Here is a 17744-nt window from a genome sequence, read left to right as displayed (position 1 = left end):
CTCAAAGTGCGGGCAATTCGCAATAATCACACTGGGCATGATTGTCACGTGACTACCAGCCATAAAAGCGACTCCAAATCTCAGCTTGACCGTTGGCATCAACAGCGTGATATTCGGGAAATTGAGCGCCAGTGGCACAAGCATGATTAGGCAATATTCGCAACTGCGAACCGACCGGGAACTTTGTGACTACATTGATATCGGAATCCACTGCCGATGAAATAATTCCATGCTCCTGATTGGCTCCCGTGACGCAATAACCCGGAAGCGGAGAGCCATCCGCCAGGCAAACTTGGCCATAGCCGAAATCCTGACTTTGTTTTTGAGTGCCACGATCACGACTCATCGCCATCCAACCTGAATCGGTAATGATCCATCCCTTTTCCTCCTGATGGCCAATCACAGTGGTCAGAACGCTGAGGGCAATTTCATCCATTCTGCAGACGCCTACGTTATGCATCACAAGATCAAAAAATACATAAACACCTGCCCGAACCTCGGTAACCCCCTCTAACGATATGGCGGATAAGGCTGTCGGAGTGGATCCGACACTAACGATGGGACACGCGAATCCCGCTTCACGCAAGCGCGTTGCAGCCATGACACAACCTGATCGCTCCTGCTCAGCCATGGCGGCAAGGGCTTTGGGTGTATTCAGGTCGTAACTGGATCCGGCGTGTGTCAACACCCCGGCAATTCGTGCCCCCGGCAAGGCAAGTGAACGCGCAACTTCCAACAGCAAGTCAGATTCAGGTTTGATACCAGAGCGGTGATCATCCGTGTCGATTTCGATCAGTACATCGAATGTCAAACCATGCTCCAGACCATACTTGGATATTGCCAATGCAGACGCAACGCTATCTGTCAGTATTTTGAGATGACAACCTCGTTTGATTAACTGATGGACTTGAGGAAGTTTTACCGGAACGATTCCGACCGCGTAAACAATGTCCTTTATTCCGGCTTCAAAAAACTGTTCTGCTTCTTTAATCGTCGATACAGTAACGCCCTGCGCGCCCGCTTCGATCTGCATGCGCGTCACTTCGATGCACTTGGATGTTTTCACGTGGGGACGAAATTTTGGACCAAGCTCGTTAATGCGCTTTTGCATCCGATCAATATTTCGCTGCATGCACGGCAAATCTATCAGCGCAGCGGGAGTGATGATGTCCTGTGTGTTCATTTTCAAGGCGAATCAATTAAAGTTGGAATTGGGGCTTAAAATGCGCGTAATTTATGATCTTTTGCATATTTATGCGGACTTTAGAATAACCTGAGCCCTATGTTAAATAAATTTGGTCCGATTTTTGCCAGTGCCGTTTTCAAGTGCGTCGCTTTTCTGCCGTTGACCTTTGTCCAGCACATTGGAAAATTATGCGGTTGGTTAGTCTGGATATTACCCGGAAGTTACAAGCGCATGGCTCAGGCAAACTTGCAACAAGCTTTTCCCGGAAGCGATCGCAACCTTGTTCGCTCAGCGATGCTTAGCGTTGGACAACTATTTCTCGAAATGCCTTACTGGTGGGTCAAGCGTGATTCTGTACTTCTGAACACGAAAGTGCATTGCCATGATTGGAAACCATTCGAAGTTGCGCTCGCGAAAGGAAAAGGCGTCATTCTGCTCTCTCCACACGCCGGCTGCTTTGAGTTACTTGGTCCGATATACAGCAGCAGACATCAATCCACGGTGCTATTTCGCCCACCTCGTATGGCATGGTTGCAGGATTGGATCATTGAAATGCGATCGAGAAAACAACTCAAGATGGCACCTGCAAACGTACAAGGCGTTCGGGCATTGGTAAAAACGCTCTTGCGAGGCCAAACAGTCGGAATTTTGCCGGATCAAGTCCCTGTCAAAGGTGAAGGCGTCTGGGCTCCCTTTTTTGGTCGCCCTGCCTATACGATGACTCTTGTGAATAGATTGCAAAAATTATCGGGTGCGACGATATTCATCATGGGAGCCCGTCGCGAACCAATCGGCAAAGGCTATACCATTCTGTACAAGGAAATGACCGAGCCATTACCCGATGATGAGGTCGAGTCCGCAACCATCATCAATCGAGAAATGGAAGAGATGATCCGTCAAATGCCGGATCAATATCTCTGGGGCTATAACCGCTACAGGCAACCTAAAGATAAGCGACCCGATTGATCTGCTAGTGTTCAGCTGTTGAACGTCTTGCATGCGTGGTCATCACCTCAAGCACCTGACGTCCATTACTGCTGAGCACTTCAGTTCGGATGACTGCAGTCATTCGACCTCTGTGAATGACAGTCGATCTGGCCGAAATGGTTGTGCCTTCGCCAGGGCTGATGTAACTGGCTGTCACGCCCGTCAAGATCCATTGTTCAGACAGCGCTGCATTAGCGGTTGTCATCGCGAGCCCTAACGTAATCCCGCCCTGAACATGACCAACCCGATTGGAAATATGCGGTCCATTGGCTAGTTCGCAATAGGCACTTCTGTCGGCGGCATGCGGGTGAAATCCAAGAAAATGATTGATGAAATCATCACCACGCGAGATGCTTTTATGCAGTGATTGCTCGGTATGTTCGAGAATCCACTTTTCATCCTTTGATAGTGAATCCAAATCGATATCCAGGTCTTGAGGCGCGGCTTGATCGATCCAGGGTATCGGATGTAAAACGACGTTCGGAGGAGCGGGAAGAACCATGAAAGCCCCAGTCCCGTAGGCTAAAAGCTCATCACCCGCCGTGACTGTAGTTTGGCTCAGTCCCTGTTTGCCCAAAGTGTCATGCAAAAATCCATTCGACTGACTTGATGCGGTGATACGACCATTTCGCAAAGCTCCAGTCAACTGTAAGCTTAGCGAGACAGTGGCAAGCCTGGTGGATCGATCAAGTTTAGTCCGAATCCCTGTTGCCAGTCCCATGTCTGCAACCAAGGCAAATGCTGCCAGATTCATTTGACCGTCTTTGTCCCGGCTGTAATCTTGTGGATCAACATGCAAGATGGAGTGAGTAGGCGAGACTTCGGCAAAAATCAATCCGAAAAAGTTACCGCAAAAATGTAGTCCCGGTGTTCGATTCAGTGCGAGTGCGTGACGCACATGCTTCATGATCGGGTGCTGGCTTAAATCAAGCTTTTGCATTTTAGTGATTAGTTGAAGATCAATGATATGGTTTCAGCATAAAGGGCCGGACGTTCCTGCCCCTCAATTTCGATCGTGTTGGCAAAAGTCAGGCGCTTACCCTTTTCAAGATTTTCGAATTTGACGAGGGTTCGCTTCATCCTGACGCGATCCCCAGCTTTAACCGGCGAAGTGAATCTGACTTTGTCGGATCCATAGTTCAATATATTGACATGCTCAAGCACCGGAGAGATCTGTGCTGCAAATGGTGTGATCAAAGACAAGGTGAGAAATCCATGCGCAATGGTCTTGCCATCAGGAAGCTCTTTTGCCGCACGTTCTACATCAACATGAATCCAATGCTCGTCACCCGTTGCCCTTGCAAATTCGTCAATCCGTTTTTGATCGATCAAAAGCCAATCGCTGACGCCAAGTTCCTGACCAACATGTTTTTCCATGTCGGACACCGTATTAATTTGAATCATGCTGCACCCAGATGTTTTTAGCTGTCGTTTTGACTTCTATTCTTGAAATTTCGGTTGTAGAACTAGTTCGAAAGTGACCAATACGGGATTTTGTCCTCTTTCCAGCCTGCCCTCGGATAAACCGCCAGTGTAATCAACCATGCTGACATCAATTAAGGCCTGATGGCCGTAATTCTGTTTTTTAATGACTTGTCCGGATTTAATGAAAACTTCCGTCACAAAAGGATCCACGTTGCGACCGTCTTCAAAAACAGCACCGACTATACTGCCCACACCTCCCTTAATTTCGACATCATTTAGATGCAGTTCGGAACAAATAGATTCAATTGCATGGCAAACATCAATGTTTGGCGCCAATCTAACTGCGAACGCATGGCGACCATCTGTATTGATGGATTGCTTGTTTCGAGGCAAGAAGAGGGAAAAATTCGTTTCCGGGTCAGGTAAAACAGTAAAAACAGCCCCATCCAGCAAAGTCACTTCGGCGTGTACAGGCCGATCGATCCAATTGATATCCGGGATTAAATGACCGCAGCGGCGTTTTCCATCCGGCTCGATCCAGATAGCGTGGCAATGCAGCCATGGCTGGCCATCCCGTAAGCCGAATGTCACAGAAGCGGTTTCTAAGCGGACGGCTCCTTCAACATCATGACGATCACTGAAATAAACCGCGTATTCGGGCCTGGAGGACAGCGCCGGCATGTAGTAGCAAAAGCGGGACAACACTCCGCCTCTAAGCCTCAAAACAGCGCTTTGCGATCCGTGCGACTCTACCAACCCGCTTATCGCATCCAAAAGGCTTTTGCCGGGATGTAACTCAGCGGGAAAAGAATCGGTTCTGCATAAGACAGCTTCCCATTTAGGATCGACCGATGGTCCCGGATGTTGGATACGACGCATACCGATATGAAAAATGAGGGTTATAAAGCCGCCAGAGGGCGGAATATGTCAATTACGCAGAAAAATATAGAATATAAGAAAAATAACTCAGATCATACATTTCACGAGACAGTTCATCTGATTCTCTAATCAAGCAGCCGAGACAAACACTATGGATTTCAATCTCACACCGTACCAAAAAGAGCTTCAAGAGCGTACACGCCGTTTTATTGCGGAAAAGATCATTCCTTACGAGAAAGATCCACGCCTCACGCCTCACGGTCCAACCGAGGAACTTCGCAACGAACTGGTTGCGCTTGCCCGCGACGAGGGACTGCTCACGCCTCATGCTTCCAAGGAGCTGGGTGGGTTAGGTCTCTCGCATGTGGACAAAGCTATTGTCTTTGAGGAGGCAGGCTATTCAACGCTTGGGCCGACCGCGATGAACATCCATGCACCTGACGAGGGAAACATTCATCTGATGGAGGTGGTTGCTACCCCCGAACAGAAGGAGCGCTGGTTGCGTCCTCAGGTACAAGGACAATTTCGCTCATGTTTCGCAATGACTGAACCGGATCCAGGCGCGGGTGCCGATCCATCGATGATGCTGACTACCGCTGTCAAAGAAGGGGACGAATATGTGATTAATGGAACCAAATGGTTCATCACCGGTGCGCAAGGCGCATCCTACGTCATCATCATGGCGAAAATGGAGGATGGATCAGCCACTATGTTTTTGAGCGATATGGATCGCGAAGGCATTCGCATTGTCAGGCAAATGGATGCTATGGACACGTGTTTTACGGGTGGACATGCGGTCATGGAGTTCAAAAATGTCCGCATACCGGCTAAAGATGTGCTGGGGGAAATCGGTCGTGGCTTTAAATATGCTCAAGTCCGGCTCGCCCCAGCTAGACTAACGCATTGTATGCGTTGGCTTGGTCAAGCCCGCCGAGCCCACGACATCGCAATAGACTATGCACGCAAACGCGAAGCCTTCAAGCGTGTTCTGGCAAAGCACGAGGGAGTTGGTTTCATGCTTGCCGATAATGACATGGACCTGCAAACAGCGAGACTGCATATTCTGCATACAGCATGGTTGCTTGATCAGGGGCAAAACGGCAACTTCGAATCAAGCCGGGCCAAAGTAATTTGCTCTGAAGCCGAGTGGCGTGTTGTTGATCGTTGCGTTCAAATTCTGGGCGGACAGGGTGTGACGGGTGAAACAATTGTGATGCGTATTTTCACCGACATGCGTGCTTTCAGAATTTATGACGGTCCAAGCGAAGTGCATCGCTGGAGCATGGCTCGCAAGATTGTCGATGCGGCGGAGAATCGTCAATGAGCGCATCAAATCAGGTCTCGATTGCAAAGCAGCTTTCAGCTTTTAGCCTGAGCGGCAAAATCGCACTGGTAACCGGAGCATCTAGCGGAATCGGTCGGCATATGGCAATCACCCTTGCTAATGCGGGCGCCCAAGTCATCGCTGTGGCTCGTCGCGTAGACAAGCTCCAGGCTTTGGTGGACGAAATCAGGCAACAAGGTGCAATGGCCCACGCAGTTGCGATGGATGTGACTAGTGCCGAGAGCGTCAAAAATTGCTTCGACCAAATCGAATCCTTGACCGGCGCCCCCGATATCATTGTCAGCAACGCAGGAACAACAGTCGGCAAGCCCGCGCTGGATCAAACCGAAGCGGATTGGGATTTTGTCATCGACACGAACCTGAAAGGATGCTGGCTTGTCGATACTGAAGCAGCCCGCAGATTGGTGAAACACAAAAAACCAGGCAGCATCATCAATATTGCATCGATTCTGGGCGAACGTGTTGCTGGTGCTGTTGGTCCCTACTCCGCCTCTAAGGCAGGCGTCATACAGATGACCAAATCGCTTGCGCTTGAATTCGCACGTTATGGGATACGGGTCAATGCCATTTTGCCCGGATATGTCATGACAGATCTGAATAGCGAATTTTTGACTAGCGATGCCGGCAAAAGACTGGAGTCACGCGTACCGTTCAGACGTTTTGGTCAAATGGATGACATGGATGGGCCTTTGCTTCTTTTGGCCTCGGATGCCGGTCATGCTATGACAGGCACAGCCTTGCCTGTCGATTGGGGCCACTTGGTGAGTACTTTATGACGCTGCAACCCGGACATAGCGCAGGATTCGATCCGCGCACCCTGGCGCACTGGATGAAATCGCAGGGATTAATTGGTCAGGATAATATCCGAATCGAACCGTTAACCGGAGGGCAATCCAATCCGACGTTTCTACTTGAGAGTGGAACGAGTCGCATGGTACTTCGTAAAAAGCCACCCGGCCCGCTTTTGCCCTCCGCACATGCGGTCGATAGGGAATATCGCGTCATGAAGGCACTTCAGGATACGGATGTACCCGTCCCCAAGATGATCGTATTCAGTGACGACATCTCCGTCGTTGGCACGCCCTTCTACCTGATGGAGTTTCTGGACGGCCGTGTATTTGTCGATCAATCACTACCCGGCATGACGCGTAATGAGCGAAGTGAGATCTATGGTGAGATGAATCGAGTCATTTCCGCACTGCATCAAATCGATCCCGCCTTGGTCGGACTAAGCGATTTTGGTCGTGCAGGAAATTACTTCGCACGGCAGATCGCCCGTTGGAGCCGTCAGTACCAGGAGTCCAAAACCGAAGATATCGATGCGCTTAATGCGCTGATCGAGTGGCTACCCGAAAATATTCCTGAAGGCGAGCTGACATCGATCGTGCATGGGGATTATCGTCTGGACAATCTGGTGTTTCACCCAACCGAACCTAAGGCAATCGGATTGCTCGACTGGGAACTCTGTACGCTTGGACACCCGCTCGCCGATTTTGCCTATCACTGCATGAGCTGGCATATTCCAGCAAGCTTGTGGAGAGGGATCGGCGGACTGGACCTGGAAGGCCTGGGAATACCGACCGAGTCGTCCTACGTGCAACAGTACTCAGCGGCGACGGGATTTAGTGGTTTGGAGCACTGGGATTTTTATATCGCATATAACCTTTTCAGAATGGCTGCGATTCTCCAGGGAATCGCACGACGAGCAGTGGATGGTACTGCGGCGGCAAGCGATGCCATTGAAACGGGGAGCAAAGCGCGCCCACTGGCAGAAATCGGCTGGAAATATGCCCAACGCTACCAGTCCTCAAAGCGTTGATACTATGTAATCGATAAGAATTTTAGAGTCTCACAGGAGTAAGCTCATGCCACATCGTCCCTCCATTTCTGAATCAGGATTAGGTAACTGGCATGATGCGCCTGCCGTAGTCGGGGCGAGCGTCAATGCGATTGACACCCCTGCTCTCGTGCTCGATCTGGATGCCTTCGAGTCAAACATGGAAGAAGTCCATGCCATCGTTCAAACCGCAGGCATCAATATCAGGCCTCACGCAAAAGCTCATAAATGTCCGGATATATCACTCAGACAAATCCAGGCGGGCGCTATTGGAATCTGCGTACAAAAAGCCAGTGAGGCAGAGCCGTTTATCGAAGTAGGCATCAAAAACATCCTGATCACAAATGAAATCGTCGGTGTTCGTAAAGTCGAGCGTGTGGCCCGACTGGCTGCCCACGCGCACATGGGCTTATGCGTAGACAATATCGTACAAATTCAGCAGATAGGCGCAGCGGCGAGACGACACAGTGTCGCGATCGATGTCTATGTCGAAGTCGATGTTTATCACGGAAGGTGTGGTGTCACTTCACCACAAACAGTTCTTGAATTGGCCAAGGCGATTCAAGAATATCAACCCAATCTTGTGTTTGCCGGTTTACACGCTTACCGCGGATCAGCTCAACACTTGAGAACACCACTAGAGCGCGCCAATGCGATCGGCCAGGCGGTTGCTAGGGTTAAAGAAGTTATTTCCACACTAAAGCAAGCCGGTATCGAAGTCCAAACGGTCACGGGTGGTGGGACGGGCACCTTTGAAATTGAAGCAGAATCCGGTGTATACACCGAGGTTCAGCCAGGATCTTATGTATTGATGGATACGGATTACGCCGCTAACCAAACCGCACCGGATATGCCGGTTTTAATGCCGGCTTTGCAGGTCCTGTGTACTGTCATTAGCATCCATGGTGACCGGGCTGTTTTGGATGGCGGCTTGAAAGCCTTTGCGACTGACCACGGCATGCCGCAAATGGTTCTGCCCGGATGGCTGGTTACGTCTATTTCCGACGAACATACTGTCATAGAGAGACAATCCGATACTCCCCCACTAAAAGTGGGTGACAAAGTCAAACTGATCACTGGCCACTGTGATCCTACGGTTAATCTTCACGACTGGATCATTGCCGTTCGTGGCGATCAGGTCAAGGAAATTTGGCCTGTTTCGGCACGTGGCGCGTTGTTTTAAGATCAATCATGACTAAATCTCTTGGTTCAAAGATCGGTATCGGCGTCTGGCTACCGCTCACCTTGATGATTGCAGTGTGCCTGGTCGGTGCGCAAATCAATTATTTGCTTTTCCATACGATCGCCGAAATGCTGTCCATCGTGATCGCGTTCACGGCCATGATTGTTGCGGCGCAGTCCAGATCGTTCATCCAAAATACATTTGTTGTCTACATCGCTACTGTCATTGGATGGTGTGCCGGATTAGATTTGATTCATACCTTGATCTTCAAGGGGATGAATCTATTGCAATCAAATGATGCCAATCCAGCTACTCAACTCTGGATCGCAGCTAGGTCGCTACAGGCTGTCGCGTTTCTCGTTTCGCCGTGGATGTTGACCAGAAAAGTTCGGCTAGGCGCAATCAACGCTGTAGTGGGCTCCATTAGTGTCGTTCTTGTCCTAATGATTTATTTGGGTCAGTTTCCTGCAATGTACGTTGAAGGCAAAGGGCTTACGCCGCTAAAAATTTATGCCGAATATGTCATTATTTTTATACTGATTCTTACATTGATCGCCTACTGGCGCATGCGCGATTTAATGCCCAAACGGCTATTCATTTATCTTTGCCTGGCCTTGCTGACCGCCATCGGATCCGAATTCGCGTTTACCAAGTATGTCAGTGTTTATGCAACTGCCAATCTGGTTGGTCATTTATTGAAGATTTGCACCTACTGGTTTATCTATCTTGGTCTTGTGGAAACAACCCTTAAAGAACCTTTCACGCTTTTGTCTCGATCAAGTTCGTCCTTTGACTCTGTTCCGGATGCAACCATCATTACCTCAGCCGATGGCTTGATTTTGCAAGCCAATCTGGCAGCAGGCACACTTGTGGGCAAACCTGTCCTTTCAATTATTGATCAGTCATCTCATGCTTTATTTCATGATTCGGAAATCAACATCACCCAATGCCCTGTTTGTCAAAGAATGTCGACAGGTGAAGTTGGTTTCACCGAAATTATTCGGTTTAGCAAAGCCGATCAAATATACGAATACAACGTGGCACCTTTTATTTCGGAAGGTACTCATCTGGCATGCGTTCAAGTTATCCGCAACATAACGGAACGGGAACATGCGATAAAAGAAATCAGTGACCTAACTTATCTATATGAAATGCTGAGCGCAACAAATCGCTCGATTGTGCACAGCAATAGTCAGGAAGAGCTTCTTGCATCGATTTTCGAGGCAATGGTTAAAGGCAATGCATTTCCTTTTTTGTTTATTGCTTTCAAGGATCAGGCCCAAAGCCAACTTAGAATCGTTCATGCGCATGGGTTCTCGATCGACCATCTATCTGACCTGAATAATTCCCTCGCCAATCCGACAAGTCCGGTGTGCAATGCCATAAGAAACTTGAAATTCGGCATAGTCGAACATCTCGATCTTCCGGAAATCAAAGATCACGATGACTGGATCAATTACCTGAAAGATCAGGGCATCATCAGTCGTGCTTTCATGCCATTAAGCAGCGGCTCAGATCTAATGGGCGTAGTTGTTTTATACACAAGAGATAAGAGTATCTTTAATACAACTCAGTTAAAACTGCTTGAGCAAATGACTGCAGATATGTCATTTGCGCTTAACAGTATGCGTTCGCATCAACTCAGAATTGCCGCTGAAACAACTGCTGCAATTTCGGAAAGAAGATTTACCGAGATTTTTGAGAGTACGCCCGCTCCCTTGATGATTGTCGGTCAATCCGACCATCGTGTCATTAAGATCAACAAAGCGATGGAAAAATGGTTGGGATACCCAATCGAAGAAATACAGAATGAGAATGAATGGCTTGATCGCGTATGCACGACGGATGAGGAAAAAAAGTTTTTTACGGAAACCTTTGCGCATACGGTCAACAACTTAAACGAACATCCTCAGGAAAATACTTCGCCTGAACTCAAGCTTAAGGCAAAAGATGGCACGTATCGTATCGCGCAAGCCGCCATTACAGCCATTGAAGAAGAAATCGTCATCTCATGGGCCGACTTTACGGAAATACGCCGAAAAGATCAGGCATTAATCGAAAGCGAAAAGCACTTCCGCAGCATGATTGAGCAATCTGTTGCAGGGATTTATGTCAGAAGGGACGGTAAATTTATCTATTCCAACCCACGCTACGAAGAAATCACCGGCTGGAGTAAAGAGGATTTGAATAATCAAAATGTCTTGAATTTCACGACATCCGATCAAGCCAATATCGATATGATCCATCGAGCTTGGGACTCTCTTGAAAAGGGTCAGACGAGCGTGACCTACACAGTACCGTTCAAACATAAGAGCGGCCGCATCATCGAACTCGAACTGCATGCCAAAACGATTGACTGGGATGGGATGCCAGCGCAAATTGTGATGGCTGATGACATTACAGAGCGCAAATCACAACAAAACAAAATCAATGACTATGTAGCAAAACTTGAAGCATCGATGAAAGGAACACTAAGCGCTGTAGCCAATATGGTCGAAATGCGCGATCCATATACAGCAGGGCACGAGAGACGCGTCGGACTCATTGCCCGTGACATCGCTCTTGAAATGGGGTGGTCCGAAGAGCGGGCAAAATCTCTCGAGTTGATAGGCCTTGTGCATGACATCGGTAAGATCGCCATTCCGGCTGAAATTCTCGTCAAACCCAGTCGCCTTTCCCGACTGGAAATGGAGCTTGTCAAAGGACATGTCGATGCCGGATATGAGATTCTGAAAAATATCCCTTTTCCTTTACCTGTAGCGGATATCATCAGGCAGCACCACGAACGTATCGATGGAAGCGGCTATCCTCAAGGACTAAAAGACAAAGAAATACTTCCGGAAGCCAAGATCCTTGCGGTTGCAGATGTAATTGAATCCATGGCAACCCATCGTCCCTATCGTCCTGCCTTGGGACTCAATGTTGCGCTGGAAGAAATTCAAACTGAATCCGGTAAAAAATATGATCCGGAAGTTGCGCGCGCCGTGACGCACATGATCAAAGATAAGAGTTACAAGCTTCCGGGCTGAGTGTCATCTGTCACAAGTGTCGTGTCGCCCTCTCCTAGCTGTCGTTGCAACATAGCAGTATCTCGCCAGGCGCCAAATTTAAATCCAAAGGCTTTGAAAGTACCGGCAAGTTCAAAACCAAGCTGCTTGTGCAACTTGACTGAAGGTGGGCTGGCATCGCCAACCACCGCAAGCATTTGCCGATATCCTTGACGGGTACAGTGATCAATGACAGCCTGCAATAATGCTCTACCAATCCCTAGGCCATGCTTGCCCTGACGCACATAAACAGAATCCTCGACAGTGAATCTGTAGGCAGGTCTTGGACGATATGGCGTGGCATAGGCATAGCCAACAACTTCGCCATTAAGCTCGGCAACCAAGTAAGGCAGCCTTTTAGCCACCACCGCAGCTCTTCTTTCGCGCATTTCCTCAATGCTCGGAGGAGTGATCTCGAAGGACGCCGTACCGTTCAATACATGATACTGGTAGATGTCCTGTATGGTGGCAATATCCTTTTCGGTACTGTCGCGAACAATAACTGCAGTCTTGGCTTGATTCATTCAAATATATCCAACAACAACTTTAATCATTTTCTATCGACTCGAATCAGTCGAGTTTTACGTTACCATCTTTAATCACTTTTGCCCAATATTTGGTTTCGTCCGCCATCCATTTGCGCAACTCGGCAGGCGATCGCGTGTCAGGTGCGGAACCAAGATCAGCAAACTGTTTTTGCATGTCAGGCTGGCGAATGATTTTATTGATTTCGTTGTGAAGCTTCGCAATGACCGCAGGTGGTGTTGCCGCGGGAGCCATCATGCCCTGGAATGATCCGGTGACATAACCGGGGATTTTTTCAGCAATCGTCAAAGTATCCGGAATCGGTCCGAATCTGTTCGGGCTGGCAACTGCGATCATTTTAAAGTTGCCGCTTTTGACCATCGGGTATGTAGCCAGAAAACTGTTCATAGTCACGTCAATCTGTCCGCCGGCAAGATCGGATATGGCTTGAGCACCACCTTTGTATCCAATGAAGTTAAAAGGTATGCCCTGCTTTTGAGACAGTAGTACCCCGGCAAGATGGGGGGCGGCGCCAAGAGGAGCACCGAAATTCACTGGATTTTTTTGGCTCTTTGCGTAAGCGACAAACTCGTCGTACGTTTTGACGGGCAATTTATTCGCAACAACGAGTATATGAGGTGAATAGGCAATCACCGATACAGGCACCAGATCCTTTTCGGGGTTGTAAGTCAGAGTTGGCATCAAGGTCGGTGCCTGGGTCAATGCACTCAAATCGACTACGAGCAAGGTATAGCCGTCAGGATCTGACTTGGCAACCATTGCAGCACCAATCTGTGCGTTACCACCAGGTTTATTTTCGACCACAACCGGTTGTCCCCAGGATTCGGCTAATTTTTTACCGATGATTCTGGACAAAACATCAGAAGCTCCACCAGCAGCGAATGGAACAATGATCTTGATAGGCTTATTGGGATAACTTGCAGCCGCATCCTGTGCTTGAGCGACACCGGAACCAACTGAGAAAACAGCAATCGACACGAATGCGATTAGCTTTAAAAGGTGTTGCTTAGACTTGTGCATGGCACTTGCGATGCCATCTTTTATTATGAATGCGAATGACATAACCGGAGTCTCCTTTGAGTGACAAGATGTCGATAACGCATCCTGTTCAGTTATTTAACTCGGCTTAGAATACTGTCATTTACGTTGAATGTCTTTGCGCATTGCCGCAATGATGCAATCGTGACCTCGGATAAGGGAACACCCTTAGATCTTGCTGTAACGATATTGCGATCGGCTTGTTCGCCGGGCAATCTGACCGGAGCAGACGGATCAACCGGCTTGTTTGCATGACATGCATCAATTAAAAAATCCATTTGTTCGGTGAAAGCATCCAGGCCTGCAAATGCGTTCGGATCAATCAACTGGAGATAGACACTTGCACCCCATTTAGTCGGAGCGTCCTTGCGGCCAAAGCCGCTTAACCCTTGCGTGAGCGCTTCAACCATGAGCGCCATACCAAAACCTTTATGCCCTGCGTCCACGCCCCCCAAGAGCATTAATGACCCGCGAGGATCGGTTTTTTCAAGCACATTCGGGTCACGCGTAGGCTTGCCCTGAGCATCCAACAGCCACGGATGATCGAATAGCTCACCTGCATTCGCCTTTTCTCGTGTCATGGAGACAGTCGATATCGACGCCGACGTATCGATCAAAACGGGAAACGTACTGGAGGGAAATCCAATGCCGATAGGATTCGGGCTGAATAATCCTTCTGTCCCGCCATAAGGAGCGACATATTTGCCGTGAGGACCCGATGAAAGAAGCATTGCGTAGTACCCGCGATCGGTCGCCTGCTTAAGCAATGCTGCCAGACAACCGATGTGATGGCTGCGTCGAATAGAAAATGTGATCACCCCGTGTTGAGGTAAACGCTCGAAACCTATTTGCATTGCTTTTTCAACCAACCACAAACCTGGCAAGTATCCGCCATCCCAGACTATCGTCGAGCCGGTATCTTTAATGACACTGTAATCACCGGATGCTGGCATATCCTTGCGAACAATTTGATCCAGATAGTTTTTGCACTGTGCCAATCCATGTGTGAAACGTCCCATCATGTCGGTCAAAACAAGCAGTCTTGCCATCGACTCTGCGCGTTCTGCATTTAGACCTGCGGATTGAAATAAAGCTTGAGCAAATTGCGTTAAGGCAGCAGCATCGAAACGCGATAGAGAATTTGAAGCAGTAGAACTCATTTTGCTTTGTCCTGTTTAGTTGCTTTAGTTTTTTGCCAAAGTTAACGTATTTAATCGGTGATGTGAGCAACAGCATAGTTCACGGCAAGCATATGATGATGGCCAGGTTCGATCACAAACGCATTATGAAACGCATTGGCGCTCTCAACGCAGACCATGGACTGCCAATGAGTTGTCCCCAAATCCGTCATTTTTGAAGCTTTAGTCAGCCAAGGATTCCAGATCACCGTGCTATTGCTACCTGATTTGGATATTTTGATTGTGCGCGCAAACTTTAGATCACGTATTGAACAGGACGCAGTCGTATCGATATATACACGATCCAACTCAGAGTCGAATTTGATCGGACCGATTTGAGCTTTTATTTGATGCTGATCGATTTGGTCTATATATTTGCTTCCATCCAATCCCAGGATTTCAATCTCGCCAATATCACTGATTTTGAAATAGGTATGAAGCGCTTCTGTGATTGAAATTGAGTTTTGACCTGAATTACGTGCGCTTAGCTCGATCGATAAAGATGATCCAATCAAATAACGCACGGATAATTCGATATCCCTAAATGGTGTTCGATATGGGAACTGAACTTCATTCTCTAACGATTTGGGCAAAACCATGCATATCTCGGTTTCTCCGGATGACATTGTTTTAATCGAGACAATCTCCCAGGTATTTATTCTTGCAAAACCATGGGCCGGATAATCCGTTATCGATTCATGTGGTCCGAACCAAGGCCAACAAATTGGCGCTCCGCCCCGAATAGGTTTACCTTTTTGATAAAGCGAGAAATCCGGCTCCCAAAGTACAGGGATTGTTTGAGACTTTGGTTGCCAAGCGATAACCTGCCCGCCAAGCAGACTAATCGTTGCCGTCGCAAAGGGATTATCGACTTTGAGGAGAATGATTCCGTGAGCGTTTTGTTCGAATTTAATATGATCGTGATGAACGAAGGATGTTTGTATCTTGTCAGATGTCATCATATAAGCGCTTCTGTAAGAGCCGTCATCCAATTCAGTACGACGAATTTGTTTCTGTTGGCCAGCGACCGTCTGAAATCATATTCTGAACCATTTCCTGAATCAGATCTTGCACACAGGAAACTGCAATCGATGGCGGGGTTACTGATGAATGACACAAATAAACAGGCCTGAAAATCTTAGGCTTGATGTGGCGCAATGTAATCCGATTTTTAGCAACCATATCAGAATCTATCGATCCATATGACAATATGGTCGACCCGACATTGGCTGCCGTCAGTTCCATTAATTGCGGAATGGTATTGACCTCTGCGATTACGTTCAATTTTTCAGCTTCACGATCCAGATACTCATCAATTCTTTTACGCAAACTATGTGTTCTAGTAGGAAGAATAAGATTAAATTTTTTCATTGCTTGAAATGTAATCGAGTTTGAATCGATGACACGACTATCAATTAATAACGCAAGCTGAGTTGGTGAGGTTGCGAATACAAGTTCTTCATCGAGCAGGTGCGAATAACTGATTCCGACACCCTCGTCGATACCAAACGTCAGCCCCAAATCAAGATGGCCTTTGACTATTTGATCAGGTATGTAACCTGTGCTCATTTCAATCATCTGAAAATGTATTAAAGGCCAGCGCTTGACGATTTCGCCGACTAGTGGAACCGTCAAAAATTTTGCCAAGGATTGCGACAGTCCAAGCGCCACTCTACCGCTAGGATTTTTAATCGCTTCGCGTACATCTTCAGTGGCAATATCGACTCGTTTCAGAATATCTATCACATGACTCAAATAGAGCTCACCGGCAGAAGTGAGCCTGACCCCTCTTGAGTTTCGTTCAAATAGACGAACTCCCAAATCATCTTCGATCAACTTGATCTGTGTGCTCAACGCAGGCTGAGCAATATGTTGATTTTCAGCCGCGCGAGAGATCGACCCTGCAGATGCTACAGCAACAAAATTTCTCAACCCACGTAAATCGATGGACATAGAATGAATATTAAATAATTTTTATTATATTAAATAAATATGGCTGTCATATTAATATACTTTTAGACATATATCTAAAATTAATCGATAGTGCTTCGATCGATTCAAATTCGAAAATCGGAGACTATATGAAAACAGTATCTCGTCGTGAATTTTTAATTGGCGCTACAGCATCGTTAATGACTTCACCTGCTTTTGCCCAGTTAATTGGTTCCAAAACAGTCAAAATCGTCGTGCCCTTTTCTGCCGGTGGTCCGACAGACTTCATCGCCCGACAGTTTGCGATTCCATTCGCAAAAGAACTAGGTATGCCGGTCATTATCGAAAATCGACCAGGAGCAAGTGGCAACATCGGCACACAACAAGTTGTGGACTCCGAACCGGACGGCATGACATTAGTACACAGTACAGCGGCTATGCAGGCAGTGAATCCACTGATGTACCCGAACGCAAAGTTTGTACCGTCCAGAGATCTTGTACCTGTTGGTATCACAGGCGCTCTTCCAAATGTACTTGTAGTTCATCCGAAATCCGGAATTAAAACGATTGATGAACTTATCGCGAAGGGTAAACAACCCGGGGCACGACTCACATATGCAACCTTCGGACCAGGTAGCTCACCCCACATTTATAGTGCTTTATTACGTAAAGCCAGCGGCATATCAGCTGAAAGCGTCCCATACAAAGGTAGTGCGCATGCGATCACTGACATGCTGGCTGGTCACATCGACTTCATGTTTGACAGTATGACAACCAGTGTGAATTACATTAAGTCTGGCAGCTTGACTGGCTTGGCCATTACTTCTTCACAGCGATCCGAGTTACTTCCTAATGTACCAACTCTTAAAGAGTCTGGCTTGGGCGGGCTGGACCTGAACTTCTGGTTTGCCTTGCAGGCACCGGTTAAAACATCGCCGGATGTCATTGCAAAATTGAAGAAAGCATGTGATGCCGCAGTACAAGATCCTACATATCTTGATGGCATGAAAGCTCGAGGTGTAGAAAAATTTTATGTTCCATCGAATGAAATCGTGTCCTTCGTAAATAACGACACACAAAAATGGACGCAAGCGGCGCAAGCGATCGGGATCAAACCCGAATAAATGGGATTTCAATTGATGAAGAAAATATTTGATTTAA

Annotated in this window: 16 protein-coding genes; 7 read left to right on the top strand and 9 right to left on the bottom strand. The window is 47.7% G+C overall.

Annotated elements, in window-relative coordinates; genetic code table 11:
- Positions 1 to 52: 52 nt before the first annotated feature.
- A complete protein-coding gene (locus G3I67_RS01210; protein ID WP_163651423.1) occupies positions 53 to 1183 on the bottom strand; it encodes a DSD1 family PLP-dependent enzyme in 1131 nt (376 codons plus the stop codon).
- Positions 1184 to 1282: 99 nt separating this feature from the next.
- Between G3I67_RS01210 and G3I67_RS01205 the strand changes: the two genes are divergently transcribed.
- Positions 1283 to 2152, top strand: a complete 870-nt coding sequence (locus G3I67_RS01205) for a lysophospholipid acyltransferase family protein (protein ID WP_163651137.1) — start codon at positions 1283 to 1285, stop codon at positions 2150 to 2152.
- Between the two features lie 4 nt (positions 2153 to 2156).
- Here G3I67_RS01205 and G3I67_RS01200 read toward each other — a convergent pair whose 3' ends face one another.
- The 3 genes from G3I67_RS01200 to G3I67_RS01190 are packed head-to-tail and all read right to left on the bottom strand — an operon-like array spanning position 2157 to position 4477.
- Positions 2157 to 3113 carry a PaaI family thioesterase gene (locus tag G3I67_RS01200; protein WP_163651136.1) on the bottom strand — a complete coding sequence of 319 codons (957 nt, stop codon included), beginning with the start codon at positions 3111 to 3113 and terminating at the stop codon, positions 2157 to 2159.
- An 8-nt stretch (positions 3114 to 3121) separates the two neighbouring features.
- On the bottom strand, positions 3122 to 3577 hold the full coding sequence (locus G3I67_RS01195) for a MaoC family dehydratase (RefSeq protein ID WP_235931597.1): 456 nt from the start codon (positions 3575 to 3577) through the stop codon (positions 3122 to 3124).
- 36 nt (positions 3578 to 3613) lie between these two features.
- Positions 3614 to 4477: a PCC domain-containing protein gene (locus G3I67_RS01190; RefSeq protein WP_163651135.1), complete on the bottom strand. Its 864-nt coding sequence runs from the start codon at positions 4475 to 4477 to the stop codon at positions 3614 to 3616.
- Positions 4478 to 4628: 151 nt separating this feature from the next.
- Between G3I67_RS01190 and G3I67_RS01185 the strand changes: the two genes are divergently transcribed.
- The 5 genes from G3I67_RS01185 to G3I67_RS01165 are packed head-to-tail and all read left to right on the top strand — an operon-like array spanning position 4629 to position 11871.
- A complete protein-coding gene (locus G3I67_RS01185; RefSeq protein WP_163651134.1) occupies positions 4629 to 5801 on the top strand; it encodes an acyl-CoA dehydrogenase family protein in 1173 nt (390 codons plus the stop codon).
- On the top strand, positions 5798 to 6598 hold the full coding sequence (locus G3I67_RS01180; protein ID WP_163651133.1) for an SDR family NAD(P)-dependent oxidoreductase: 801 nt from the start codon (positions 5798 to 5800) through the stop codon (positions 6596 to 6598). The genes G3I67_RS01185 and G3I67_RS01180 overlap by 4 nt, the downstream gene beginning before the upstream one ends.
- Positions 6595 to 7641: a phosphotransferase gene (locus G3I67_RS01175; RefSeq protein ID WP_163651132.1), complete on the top strand. Its 1047-nt coding sequence runs from the start codon at positions 6595 to 6597 to the stop codon at positions 7639 to 7641. Before G3I67_RS01180 ends, G3I67_RS01175 begins: the two co-directional genes overlap by 4 nt.
- 46 nt (positions 7642 to 7687) lie before the next feature.
- On the top strand, positions 7688 to 8842 hold the full coding sequence (locus G3I67_RS01170; protein ID WP_163651131.1) for a DSD1 family PLP-dependent enzyme: 1155 nt from the start codon (positions 7688 to 7690) through the stop codon (positions 8840 to 8842).
- Positions 8843 to 8850: 8 nt separating this feature from the next.
- Positions 8851 to 11871, top strand: a complete 3021-nt coding sequence (locus tag G3I67_RS01165) for an MASE3 domain-containing protein (RefSeq protein ID WP_163651130.1) — start codon at positions 8851 to 8853, stop codon at positions 11869 to 11871.
- On the opposite strand, the gene G3I67_RS01160 is transcribed toward G3I67_RS01165, so the two are convergent.
- The 5 genes from G3I67_RS01160 to G3I67_RS01140 are packed head-to-tail and all read right to left on the bottom strand — an operon-like array spanning position 11853 to position 16604.
- Positions 11853 to 12413 (bottom strand): GNAT family N-acetyltransferase, encoded by a 561-nt coding sequence (locus G3I67_RS01160; protein WP_163651129.1) that lies wholly within the window; start codon positions 12411 to 12413, stop codon positions 11853 to 11855. The two genes, G3I67_RS01165 and G3I67_RS01160, sit on opposite strands and share 19 nt — an antisense overlap.
- Positions 12414 to 12459: 46 nt before the next feature.
- Complete coding sequence (locus G3I67_RS01155; protein WP_235931595.1) at positions 12460 to 13497, bottom strand: Bug family tripartite tricarboxylate transporter substrate binding protein; 1038 nt, start codon at positions 13495 to 13497, stop codon at positions 12460 to 12462.
- A 50-nt stretch (positions 13498 to 13547) separates the two neighbouring features.
- Positions 13548 to 14633 carry an Ldh family oxidoreductase gene (locus G3I67_RS01150; protein ID WP_163651128.1) on the bottom strand — a complete coding sequence of 362 codons (1086 nt, stop codon included), beginning with the start codon at positions 14631 to 14633 and terminating at the stop codon, positions 13548 to 13550.
- 50 nt (positions 14634 to 14683) lie between these two features.
- A complete protein-coding gene (locus tag G3I67_RS01145; RefSeq protein WP_163651127.1) occupies positions 14684 to 15613 on the bottom strand; it encodes a D-hexose-6-phosphate mutarotase in 930 nt (309 codons plus the stop codon).
- A 31-nt stretch (positions 15614 to 15644) separates the two neighbouring features.
- Positions 15645 to 16604 (bottom strand): LysR family transcriptional regulator, encoded by a 960-nt coding sequence (locus tag G3I67_RS01140; RefSeq protein WP_163651126.1) that lies wholly within the window; start codon positions 16602 to 16604, stop codon positions 15645 to 15647.
- 128 nt (positions 16605 to 16732) lie between these two features.
- Here G3I67_RS01140 and G3I67_RS01135 point away from each other — a divergent pair, with 128 nt between their 5' ends.
- Complete coding sequence (locus G3I67_RS01135) at positions 16733 to 17707, top strand: Bug family tripartite tricarboxylate transporter substrate binding protein (protein WP_163651125.1); 975 nt, start codon at positions 16733 to 16735, stop codon at positions 17705 to 17707.
- The last annotated feature ends 37 nt before the right edge of the window (positions 17708 to 17744 follow it).

The sequence above is a fragment of the Sheuella amnicola genome, assembly GCF_010499255.1.
Lineage (GTDB): Bacteria > Pseudomonadota > Gammaproteobacteria > Burkholderiales > Burkholderiaceae_B > Zwartia > Zwartia amnicola.
The sequence above is the reverse complement of the archived record's forward strand: the minus strand, read 5'-3'. Positions and strand labels throughout refer to the sequence as shown.

Coding starts and splice junctions, on each gene's coding strand:
- G3I67_RS01210 (WP_163651423.1), bottom strand. CDS start 1,183: ATGAACACACAGGACATCATCACTCCCGCTGCGCTGATAGATTTGCCG.
- G3I67_RS01205 (WP_163651137.1), top strand. CDS start 1,283: ATGTTAAATAAATTTGGTCCGATTTTTGCCAGTGCCGTTTTCAAGTGC.
- G3I67_RS01200 (WP_163651136.1), bottom strand. CDS start 3,113: ATGCAAAAGCTTGATTTAAGCCAGCACCCGATCATGAAGCATGTGCGT.
- G3I67_RS01195 (WP_235931597.1), bottom strand. CDS start 3,577: ATGATTCAAATTAATACGGTGTCCGACATGGAAAAACATGTTGGTCAG.
- G3I67_RS01190 (WP_163651135.1), bottom strand. CDS start 4,477: ATGCGTCGTATCCAACATCCGGGACCATCGGTCGATCCTAAATGGGAA.
- G3I67_RS01185 (WP_163651134.1), top strand. CDS start 4,629: ATGGATTTCAATCTCACACCGTACCAAAAAGAGCTTCAAGAGCGTACA.
- G3I67_RS01180 (WP_163651133.1), top strand. CDS start 5,798: ATGAGCGCATCAAATCAGGTCTCGATTGCAAAGCAGCTTTCAGCTTTT.
- G3I67_RS01175 (WP_163651132.1), top strand. CDS start 6,595: ATGACGCTGCAACCCGGACATAGCGCAGGATTCGATCCGCGCACCCTG.
- G3I67_RS01170 (WP_163651131.1), top strand. CDS start 7,688: ATGCCACATCGTCCCTCCATTTCTGAATCAGGATTAGGTAACTGGCAT.
- G3I67_RS01165 (WP_163651130.1), top strand. CDS start 8,851: ATGACTAAATCTCTTGGTTCAAAGATCGGTATCGGCGTCTGGCTACCG.
- G3I67_RS01160 (WP_163651129.1), bottom strand. CDS start 12,413: ATGAATCAAGCCAAGACTGCAGTTATTGTTCGCGACAGTACCGAAAAG.
- G3I67_RS01155 (WP_235931595.1), bottom strand. CDS start 13,497: ATGTCATTCGCATTCATAATAAAAGATGGCATCGCAAGTGCCATGCAC.
- G3I67_RS01150 (WP_163651128.1), bottom strand. CDS start 14,633: ATGAGTTCTACTGCTTCAAATTCTCTATCGCGTTTCGATGCTGCTGCC.
- G3I67_RS01145 (WP_163651127.1), bottom strand. CDS start 15,613: ATGATGACATCTGACAAGATACAAACATCCTTCGTTCATCACGATCAT.
- G3I67_RS01140 (WP_163651126.1), bottom strand. CDS start 16,604: ATGTCCATCGATTTACGTGGGTTGAGAAATTTTGTTGCTGTAGCATCT.
- G3I67_RS01135 (WP_163651125.1), top strand. CDS start 16,733: ATGAAAACAGTATCTCGTCGTGAATTTTTAATTGGCGCTACAGCATCG.